Origin of the sequence: Hyella patelloides LEGE 07179, assembly GCF_900659865.1 — a bacterium.
In the GTDB taxonomy this organism is placed as follows: domain Bacteria; phylum Cyanobacteriota; class Cyanobacteriia; order Cyanobacteriales; family Xenococcaceae; genus Hyella; species Hyella patelloides.
On record NZ_LR213954.1, the window covers coordinates 1 to 10293 of the forward strand.

The window sequence follows — 10293 nt, forward strand, 5'->3', positions numbered from 1 at the left end:
ACATAGACAACTGCCCTTGCAGAGTTTCTAGATTTGGCTACTAGATATCCACTTTTCGACTAGCTTCGCACCGAGATGATGTTATTTCTAAGCACGTAGTCGAGGGAGTCAAACGTCTCACTCGTCGGTGGGAATTCAACCCACATGAATCAAGAGTTATTCTACTTTCATAAAAAGTAGCCTCAGCATTCCTCATTACGTAATACGTAAGTAGTTAAACTGAAACGAGTCGCACATAGACTAGGACATTAAGTAACAATCTCGGTACAGTTTTGCCTTTTGGCTATAGCTTATCAGACCTGATTTAGCTATTTAATTCTCACGGTAGTTAAGGTGCTTCGAGCGAAAGCTCTATCCATGGAATTCTTGCTAGAGGCTGACCAGTTCAGACTACCAGTTAGTACCCCGTTTAACCCCGCTTCAGGTTTTGATGACCAGTCGCGAACCTGGGAGTTATGCTTTTACTCCTAACACCTGGAGAGTAGGGCTTGAGGTCTTAGACTTTTATTAATATTTAGTACCTTATTACAGGCTCTCTCACCTACACAGAGTATTCAGTTATCAAGGTTCTTGTGACCATTTTTTTATTTTGGTCTAATTACCTAGCTAGTACTACGTATTTTAAATACTTGTGTACTAAACGGGTCGCACGTCCATTTGGATTGCATAGACAAAAATCAAAATCACGAAGGTAAAAATCGAACCTTGTTGCGCCATCCAAAAGCCCAAGGGAACATTCCCTAACATAATATTGTTAAGCAAGGGAACAAATAAGATACTGCAACCAAGGGAAACAAACGCCCAAATGATTAACAGAGTACGAATCAGCCTGATGTTAGCTCGCCAATAAGCCCGCTTGCGATCTTGCTCTATAACATCTGGTGCAACTGTTTCTGGCGTTGGATAACCGTGTTTGTTAGTATTCATTTGCTTGGTATTCTATAGATCTCAAAACTATAACGGTTCAGTGTATCTAGGAATTTTGGCGTTTCTGAATTTCGTAACTATTCTTACAACAATTTTTTACAGTAGTTAACAAGGGAGTCTAATATGAAATTCTTAAAAGCTTGCTAAGTAATGAAAAGCAGAGGGAGCAGAGGTAGAGGGGCGTATAAACACTTATAGTTACATTAATTAGATAAAAACTTGATTTCTGTTATTTCTGTTTTAAAACAGTGTTTGGATTAGAATCACGCCACATTCCTCTCAAGGAGAATTTAGAGTTAATCGAAATTTAAGGAAGTCTGGTTAAAGCTATGATGCTTGTAAAAAGTGATATTACGTGGGTTAGATGAAACCAGATAACAACCAACATTTTCAGTATTAGTCTAATCGAGAATAGGCTTGAGTAATTGACTTCCTATACCTTTTCTACGAGCTTCGGGTAAAGTCGCAATCCCAAAAATTTTATGGTGAGGAATAACTGGAGCATTTGGTTGTACTTGTTTACCAATTTGTTCTAAACGTTGTATTGCGCCAAATTTGCTGAAATCAGAGGCAATCGCCTTAATTTCTATCTCGACATTTGCAAAAGCATCAAAGAAAGCTGTTCTAAAAGATGAAGCTTTTCCAGACACTATCTAAGCCATAAGTCCCACAGACTCAATTTCACAAAACGCTATAGAAATAAATAATTGAAGCCAATCAAAATGCGATCTCTCAAATTGGAAATGGTTAGGCAAAGACTTTTGTTCTTAGTGGCGATCTTAATTTTGGAAAACCACTCAATATACTCGAAAATATCACCATTTGTGTTGTAGCATAACTGCTGATGGTCATATAACCAAAGGTATTTCTCTCAAAACTGGATAATTATTCATTTTGATAGGGTTTGAAGATGGTAAGGCAAAAACTGCCTAACACCTGCCTGTATTAATAGTGTCAGAAAAAGTAGATATTGCTAGCTTTAGACAAATAATTTCTCACATTGAGAGTGTCTATGATTCAACCACCATGACAACTACACAATATTTATAGATTATGACTTCTACCTCTAACCTTATTCCTGAAACCATTTCATCTCCTCAATCCTTGCTTACCTTTGCCCTAGTCAACGCTGAAACAGACAAGATTGTGGAAGGCTTTGAATATCCCACTCCTAACCCAAGTCCCAATAGCTCGATTACAGTAGAAGCAGAGTCAATGCAGCTTGGGGGTGAATATAAAGTTGAGACAATTGGCGCAGCTTCTGGCAATAAAGTTATTAGTCTCAGAGGCGGGATGATTGAAGGGAAAGGAGCAGCTAAGTTTAACTTTAATGGTGCTTCTGGCAATTATAATGTCAAGATTCATTATTTCGATGAAAATGATGGTGTAGGTAAATTTAATTTAAAGCAAGGCACTCAGCAAATTGCGTCTGTTAATCTCAATAAACAATTGGGTAGTTCGCTCGCTAATGGACAAACTTTAACTACTACCGAAGTTAAAAATGTTTCTATTAAAGCTGGCGATAATTTTACCCTTGAAGGCTTTGAAGATGGCACTGCTAATACTGCCGAACACGTTCGCGTAGATAAAATCGAATTTATTCCAACTTCACCCAAAAACCCCGACCCGTTACCGAAACCCATAGAGGGTTCTGGCTGGTACAAAGCCTTTGAGGATAACTTTGATGATAATAAATTTGATACTTCTACCTGGTACAACAGAACAGATAAGGCATATAAAACCTCGGCTATTGAAGAGAGCAATGGTAAATTAAAGCTACACAACGAATATAGTAAGAACGGAGAAAGCACAGGAGCTTGGATTCAATCAAGGGAAGAATTTAAATTCGGTTACTACGAGGCAGAAGTTCATTTTGAACGAGAAAATAATGGCAAAATCTGGCCTACCTGGTGGGTTTGGGGAGGCAATGCCAATGGAAAATCGACAACAGAGTTCGATCTGTTTGAATACAGTGGATTTGCTGCTAAATACTTTGACAATAGACCAACAACCTCTCACCACTACAAAGAGAAAAAAAAGCTTTTTCCTGAAAATGAGTCTGCCACGGTTTCAGATAAAAGCACCAATTTTAGAGAAGGGACTCAACCCCATAAGTGGGGAATGTTATGGACGCCTTGGGAAGTCTCTTTCTTTTACGATGGAGAAAAATACATGACATCCAAACATCCTGAAGATGCTGCCGACCCTCAGGAAAAACTACGTCTTATTTTTAGCACTAGTCCTCACCTTCTAGTTGGTCCAGAAAACGAACCAGCAAATCCAATGGGAAACCCAACTCCTGGTGAAGCATTGCCCAGTTTTATTGTTGACAATGTGCAAGTTTGGCAAAAAGATAGCTATTTCGATTTAATTGGCAATGCTATTCGTATTAACGCTGGTGGTGATGAATTTACTGATAATAGCGGTAAAACATGGGAACAAGACAAGTATTTTAAAAACGGACAAACCTATTCAACTACTGCTGGAATTAGTCAGACGAATGACGATAACTTATTCCAAAGTGAGAGATATCAAAACAACTTGAATTACTCTATTCCCTTGGAAAAAGGAAACTATACGGTTAATCTCACGTTTGCTGAAAATTACTTCGATGCAGCAGGTGAAAGGGTCTTTGATGTTTCAGCAGAAGAAGCCTTGAAGTTAGATAACTTGGATATTTACAACGAAGCTGGCGGTAAGAACATGATTTTAGAAAAGTCATTCCAAGTTGGGGTTCAAGATGGATTTCTCAATCTAGATTTTAGCGCTAGTGTTGACAACGCTAAAATTTCTGCAATTGAAATACTCCCTATCAGAGATGATAATCTAACTGGAGGAATAGCAGGAGGAAAAATAGTAGAAGGAGAAATAGTGGGAGATAAATTCACTTTTGATACGGATACTGTCTTTGATAGCTCTGGTTCAAAAGCAGATCGCACTTTAGATTTCACAGTAGATAGCGATCGCCTTATTCTCTCTAAAGACACCTTTACCGCTTTAGATAGCATGAGTAATGGTAAGTTACTAAATACCGACTTTGAAGTAGTTACCAATGATGCGTTGGCTAGGGGTAGTAATGCAGAGATTGTGTATAATTCAAGCAATGGAAATTTATACTACAACGAAAATAATTCTGCTGCTGGTTTTGGCAGTGGCGGTTTGTTTGCTAGTTTAGTTGGCTCTCTAAATAATTTGTCAATTGAAAATTTCCAAATAGAGTAGTATATTTGTAGTAACTATTGAAATACGAGGATTTTCATAAAAACTGTTTTGAGAATCTTAGAAACAAAAGGTCAGGTTAAATCCCAGCAGAACGAGCTTCGTCTACTTTAAGAGTTGTACCCGTAATAAATTTGGCATCATCTGAAATTAAGAAAGCAACAACTTTGGCTAGTTCAGAATATGTGGCTGGACGATCCCACATTAGATCGGACGGTACGTCCCATCCTTCTAGCTCTGACCTGCTATCTGCTACAAAAAAGGGCGCGACTGAATTCATGCGAATATGGTCAGCCCGATACCTCCTAGCGTAAAGCTTGGTAAATCCTTCCATTGCAGCGCGGAGTGTGCCACTAAAGGGAGTTCCCAATTCTGGTTCTTGAGAGTCACAAGCAGATATATTAACAATTGAACCACCTCCCTGTTGGCGCATTGTTTCTGTTACCAGTCTGGCAATGCGAACCACGCTCAAAAAGAGCATTTCAAAATTGTCGTTCCACATTTGATCGTCAATATCTAGTAGATCTGGGCGAGGCGGATCGCCAAAACCATTAACTACCGCGTCAATTCTACCGAATTTATCTAATGTGACTTTAACTAAACGTTCTAAATCCTCAAAGACAGATATTGAACCTTGTACGGCAATACCATCCAATTCCTGAGCCAAATCCAAAATACTTTCACTTCGCGCCATTAACGATACGCTATACCCTCGTGCTGCTAAATCTTTGGCACATCCAGCACCAATTCCTCGACTTGCAGCCGTTATAATTGCAACCTTCTTTAAATTCATTCTTTGATCTCAATTTATCGAGCTTGTAATCAGATTAACTTTTGCTAATTAAGAAGAGAAGTACCTATAATGGCAAAATATTTGTGCCAAATACGAACAAATGTTGGATGGTTTTAATCAACTCGCCGAGCTAATTGCCTTTGTAAAAAGTATTGAGTTAAAGAGTTTTAGTGCAGCAGCACGCAAGCTTTCCACTACACCATCTGCTATTAGCAAGCGTGTGGCAAAACTAGAAGATCGTTTGGGCGTACGTTTGTTACAAAGAACCACTCGCTCTTTAAATCTAACTACAGAAGGTAAAGCCTACTATGAACGTATTTCTGTATTATTGCGAGAACTAGAAGAAGCCAATGATGCGCTTATTTCAGGGGGGAAACCACAGGGAAAACTAACTATTAGTACTTCTCTCGACTTTGGACAATGGCTTTTAGTTCAGTCGATTCCAGAGTTTCTCAGACAATATCCTGGGATTGAGATCGATTTAAGATTGAGCGATCGCTTAGTTGATTTGGTTGTGGAAGGAATTGATGTCGCAATTCGCTTGGGCGATCTTGAAGACTCTAGCTTAATTCGCAGACATTTGGGACGCGCTCACTTTGCTCTTTGTGCTTCACCCAGTTATCTTAAAGCTAATGGTACACCAAACACGCCACAAGACTTGGTGCATCATAATTGCCTTCGTTATCTATTTAATGGACAACCTATACCCTGGAAATTCTTGATTAATAAAACTTGGCAAACAAGTGCCGTTTACGGCACTTTTAACTCCGATAATGGTGGTGCATTAAAAAATGCTGCGCTCGCTGGTTTGGGAATTACTCGGCTATTAAGTTTCCAAGTTTGCGAGGAAGTTCGGCAAAAGCGATTAAAGTTACTATTTTCAGAACAATTACCACCAGGATTAGTGGTTCAGGCAGTATTTACTCATCAGCGCAATTTATCTCCACGGGTACAGGTTTTTCTGGATTTTATGACAGCTTACTGCGCTAAAGTTTTGGTATAGGTCAATTTTATTGGTTTCACTATAGTTATCAAGGCAGATATCCAAAAAAGAACACAAATATTTAGCATCAATCATTGACAACTGATTGTATGATTGATGCTCAAGGTAGAATTATGCAGAAGCTAAAAAACATGAAAGCATTATTATGCGGTTATTATGGCAAAGGAAACGGTGGTGACGAAGCATTACTGGTATCCTTGCTGCAAATGCTACCAGAAGATATTCAACCAATAGTCTTATCAGGTAATCCTCAAGAAACCCGCAAACTTTATAACGTAGAAAGTTGTCCTCGTACTTCTACTTTCGCCGTTTGGCAAGCGATCCAAAAATCAGACTTTTTTATCTGGGGTGGTGGTAGTCTGATGCAAGATGCCACCAGTATAGCTAGTCCGATTTATTATGCTGGTTTAATGGCTTTGGCGCAGCAACAGGGCTTAAAAACGATCGCCTGGGCCCAGGGAATTGGCCCTTTAAACAAGTCTTTTAGCAAGTGGATGACTCGTAATGTGTTGCAAGGATGTAGTGCTGTCAGTGTACGAGATCGCGCTTCTGCCAAGTTATTAGCAGACTGGCAAATGTCCCCGATTATTGCTCCCGATCCTGTATGGGCATTAGAAAGTATTGCTGTTGATGATATTTTATTGGCTTCTGATGTGCCGAAAATTGCCGTTACTCTGCGATCGCATCCTCTTTTGACTACTAAACGCCTAAACTCGATCGCAGCAGCTTTAAAAGCCTTTCAAGAGCAAACTAGCACTCATATTTTACTCATACCCTTTCAACCAGAACAAGATTTAGCGATCGCCAAAACTCTTCACCAAGTACTAGAAAACCAAAGTCAAATTATCTCCCTTAAAGATCCCCGAAAACTCAAGGGATTGTTTGAAAATGTGGCAATGACTATCGGAATGCGCCTTCACAGTCTAATTATGGCAGCAGCCGAAAATTCTCGTTGTTTTGCTCTTAGTTACGACCCTAAAGTTAGTCAATTAATGGCGGAATATCAGATTCCTGGCTGGGAATTATCAGACTTACCAGAAGATACAGCAAAAATCACCCAAACTTGGATTGACAATTATACTAATCCCAATCCTTTAGAAACTGCTACCATTAAATCAATTAAGGATCGCGCTTTAATTCATCGGGAAGTATTATTGAATGGTTTGCAAAATTAAGACTGCTTAATCTTGGCAATTTCAAAGTCAGGGTATAAGCTGTACTTGGTTGAAAAGTAGCATGAAATTGTATTATTTAATTAGTAATTTATACTCTGCGATTAAACCATTTATCACGGGTCGTTTGTTGGTGAACGGTAACTTTAACTGCTAGAACTTGAAGGCTCTTGATTGGCGAAAGTAATAGACTTAAATATCCAATTAAAGAACAATTAAGATTTCATTATTAACGCTCAAAGATAAATATTAACAATGAGCCAGCTATTTTATTAAAACCAGCCCGCAACAATATTTTATAATGAGTTGACCTAACTATGAGTGAAGCTAATCAAAACTTATCTGCGGAAAAAATTACCTTTTCTGTATCCCCACAACAAAATGTCCTCTCAGAATCAAAATCTGTACCTATAACTCATCAAGAAAAAGAAATTGATTGGCACAAATTGGCTCATAAATTACGAGAACACAATCGTAAATTACTCAAAAAAGTCTTTCAGCTAGAGCAAGAAGTTCTTGAAAGTAATCAAGCTTTAGAAGAACAGAAAAAAATATCTCAAAGCCACGGTTTATATGCAGCAAAACAAGCCGAAAAAATCAATCAATATCAAGAAGAAATAGCAGAAATGCTACAAATAATAGCAACCTACGAACAAGAGAGCCAAAGTAAACAATCTACCTTGAAAAAATTGTTTCAACAATTGGAATGCTCTGAAACAAAAGTTACACAATTAGAAAAAGACTATGCTTGTCTTGAAGCAGCAAATAAAGTAAAAAACTCGGAAGTACTAGAGCAAAAACAACAAATAAAAGAATTAAGCAATCGTTTCCATCGCCAACAACAATACTTTTTGCAACACAAAGCCAGTAATTACGAGAAAACTGGCGGTCAACCTATTAAAGCTTGGTCAGCGAACTTAAAGGAGACAATCTCATTGGGGACAGCTACTCTTGCTTCAGATACTAATAAGGCTAAAGCTCCTGATTGGCCTGCTCCAGCGATCGCAAAGGATCGCGAGCAAGTTAAATCTCTTGCTGCAATTAAATTACCCCAATTCCCTCAAAAATTAGAAGGAGAATAATGTGATTGCCAATTTTTGTTAGTGGGTTGAAATTGTCAGTAAAAAAACATTATTTAATACTTAAAAACTAGTTTTTGACTAATCTTGCTTCTTCGATCCACTTTTTAACTGGTGGTACAGAAGAAGAGCGATCTTTGCGTTGCATTGTTGTTACGTAAAGACTTTTGATTGTGGAATATAATACCTGTAAGAGCGTTTATGATAATTGTGTTGTAGACGTAATTCCAGAATGCAATAAAAAACCACAATATTGGCAACCCACACTGGTAATTTTCACTAAGTTAGCTAAGGTGACCCAATTTCTTGGTGCCTTTAATGTTTCTGTTTTCATCTAGTATAGTAGTAAGTTAATTATTAGCTATACTACAACTCAGATTCAGTTTTTTACAACATAAAATTGACGCTTATTGATTTCGATTCTTTGCTAACCTAATAAGGGCATTAATTCCCGAACAAGTCGCTTAATTTCTAAAAATAATAATCCCTGTTTCGTCTCTTTACTGGCTAAGACTAAAAGAACTGCATCCCTACCGCAACTAACCATGACACTGTAACCTTTTTCTCCTTCAACCACAATTCTTGCCACAAGACCCCGAACCAACTCTTGACCAATTCTTTCTCCCAGGGAAAGAATTGCAGCAGACATAGCTGCGGTTCTTTCTTCGTCCATACTACTAGGAAGAACAGAAACCAAAGATAAACCATCAGGAGTTACCAATGCAGCTCCTTCAATACCAGAAATCGAAGTCACGAATTTTTGTATTATTTCGTTCAGCATTGATGCTTGAACCATGATACTTCCTCTCTATATTATGTTGAGATTTCAATTATACTTAGTTAACCAGAAGTGAAGTATTGTGGCAAATTTAAATTGAGAATAAATATTCCTGATTTGTCACGCCTTAAGTAGTCGGTTTCGGTTGCCATTGTTCCAATAAAGTAAGCAAGCATTGAGCCACAGAATTGGGATTTTCCGCATTCACATCGACGACTGGTAGGTCAATATTTTGATTAGTCAAACCTAAAGCTAGAATCACATCATCCTTTTGCCAAGCACCTTCACAATCTGTATGAGTTAGACCTATAATCATTGGTATTTGTACTCTTTGATTGATATAAGTTAGAATTCGGCGCGCTCCCCGAAAGTCTTGGGGACGATGAACAGCAACTAGCAATATATAAGCATGAACTTTATTGAGAATAATATCCCACATGAAGTCAAAACGAGCTTGCCCTGGTGTACCATACATATGTACAATCTGCTCGGAATTTAATGTTAATCGACCAAAATCCAGAGCAACAGTAGTATTCTCTTTCCAGGATGCTATTTTTTCATCAGTAATACGACGCTCTGTATCGACAACTTCAATCTCGCTAATAGTACGAATGAAAGTTGTTTTCCCTGCACCGACATTTCCCGTAACTGCAATTTTTAAAATTTCCATTAAAAATGCTTCCTCAAAAAGGCGATTAAATTACTAAGCAAAGAATTACTAATTTTTGGTTGATTGTTTGATATATTAGTATTATTGATGTCAGCAAAATTTGACTTAGAAGAAGAAGCTATTGAATATTTTGTTGTTTTCATCGGCATATTAATGATAGATACTTCTTCCAATAATCCAGCAAAAATCATCGATAAAGCTGTTTGTTGAATTTTTTCGAGCGGGACTTGTTTTTCTTGAGCTATTTTTCGTAAAGATATATTACTATTAGCAGTATTCCACAGATAAGTTTCTAAAGGAAGAAGTTGAAAATCATGTTTATCTACCAACTTATTTAAGCCAGAATTACGAAAAGGCATTTTTTCCTTAAGATAATCCCAATTAAAGTAATCACGCATGGCTTCTAGTGATATTTTAGTAGCTTTTTTTTGTTTTCCAGTCATTTCTTCCCAAGGAAAATTTTTCTCAGAACTAGATACTTGCGGTTCGTTATTTATCTCTTCAAATTTGAACTCAGCAGAAGTAATTGTAAATAATTTATTGACTTCTTCTAATTGCAATTGAAACAATATATTGATATGTGATAAAAGCAAAAGATTTTTCTGCTTGAGATAAGTACCTATTGCTCTATTTTTAGGACGTGAATTTTTTG

11 protein-coding genes are annotated in these 10293 nt (G+C 37.6%); 4 read left to right on the plus strand and 7 right to left on the minus strand.

Annotated elements, in window-relative coordinates; all coding sequences use genetic code 11:
* Nucleotides 1-636 precede the first annotated feature (636 nt).
* Nucleotides 637-927, minus strand: coding sequence for a DUF4212 domain-containing protein (locus tag H1P_RS23110; protein WP_222427189.1), 291 nt, complete (start codon nucleotides 925-927; stop codon nucleotides 637-639).
* A 401-nt stretch (nucleotides 928-1328) separates the two neighbouring features.
* Nucleotides 1329-1577 carry a GNAT family N-acetyltransferase gene (locus H1P_RS23115; protein ID WP_144871784.1) on the minus strand — a complete coding sequence of 83 codons (249 nt, stop codon included), beginning with the start codon at nucleotides 1575-1577 and terminating at the stop codon, nucleotides 1329-1331.
* A gap of 403 nt (nucleotides 1578-1980) precedes the next feature.
* Between H1P_RS23115 and H1P_RS23120 the strand changes: the two genes are divergently transcribed.
* On the plus strand, nucleotides 1981-4149 hold the full coding sequence (locus H1P_RS23120) for a malectin domain-containing carbohydrate-binding protein (protein WP_144871786.1): 2169 nt from the start codon (nucleotides 1981-1983) through the stop codon (nucleotides 4147-4149).
* 76 nt (nucleotides 4150-4225) lie between these two features.
* Here H1P_RS23120 and H1P_RS23125 read toward each other — a convergent pair whose 3' ends face one another.
* Complete coding sequence (locus H1P_RS23125) at nucleotides 4226-4939, minus strand: SDR family oxidoreductase (protein WP_144871788.1); 714 nt, start codon at nucleotides 4937-4939, stop codon at nucleotides 4226-4228.
* Nucleotides 4940-5039: 100 nt separating this feature from the next.
* Between H1P_RS23125 and H1P_RS23130 the strand changes: the two genes are divergently transcribed.
* The 3 genes from H1P_RS23130 to H1P_RS23140 all read left to right on the plus strand — a co-directional run bounded on the left by H1P_RS23130 (nucleotide 5040) and on the right by H1P_RS23140 (nucleotide 8196).
* The gene (locus H1P_RS23130; RefSeq protein WP_144871790.1) at nucleotides 5040-5942 is read left to right on the plus strand and encodes a LysR family transcriptional regulator; all 903 of its coding nucleotides are present in this window, start codon (nucleotides 5040-5042) and stop codon (nucleotides 5940-5942) included.
* A gap of 113 nt (nucleotides 5943-6055) precedes the next feature.
* Nucleotides 6056-7117: a polysaccharide pyruvyl transferase CsaB gene (csaB, locus tag H1P_RS23135; protein WP_246141920.1), complete on the plus strand. Its 1062-nt coding sequence runs from the start codon at nucleotides 6056-6058 to the stop codon at nucleotides 7115-7117.
* Between the two features lie 314 nt (nucleotides 7118-7431).
* Nucleotides 7432-8196 carry a mitotic spindle assembly checkpoint protein MAD1 gene (locus H1P_RS23140; RefSeq protein ID WP_144871792.1) on the plus strand — a complete coding sequence of 255 codons (765 nt, stop codon included), beginning with the start codon at nucleotides 7432-7434 and terminating at the stop codon, nucleotides 8194-8196.
* A gap of 196 nt (nucleotides 8197-8392) precedes the next feature.
* On the opposite strand, the gene H1P_RS39955 is transcribed toward H1P_RS23140, so the two are convergent.
* The 4 genes from H1P_RS39955 to H1P_RS23160 all read right to left on the minus strand — a co-directional run.
* A complete protein-coding gene (locus tag H1P_RS39955; protein ID WP_144871794.1) occupies nucleotides 8393-8527 on the minus strand; it encodes a DUF4332 domain-containing protein in 135 nt (44 codons plus the stop codon).
* Nucleotides 8528-8620: 93 nt separating this feature from the next.
* Complete coding sequence (locus H1P_RS23150; RefSeq protein WP_144871795.1) at nucleotides 8621-8989, minus strand: roadblock/LC7 domain-containing protein; 369 nt, start codon at nucleotides 8987-8989, stop codon at nucleotides 8621-8623.
* Nucleotides 8990-9098: 109 nt separating this feature from the next.
* A complete protein-coding gene (locus H1P_RS23155) occupies nucleotides 9099-9641 on the minus strand; it encodes a GTP-binding protein (RefSeq protein WP_144871797.1) in 543 nt (180 codons plus the stop codon).
* The coding region (locus tag H1P_RS23160; RefSeq protein WP_222427190.1) for a hypothetical protein at nucleotides 9641-10293 on the minus strand (653 nt) is incomplete at its 5' end. The genes H1P_RS23155 and H1P_RS23160, both read right to left, overlap by 1 nt.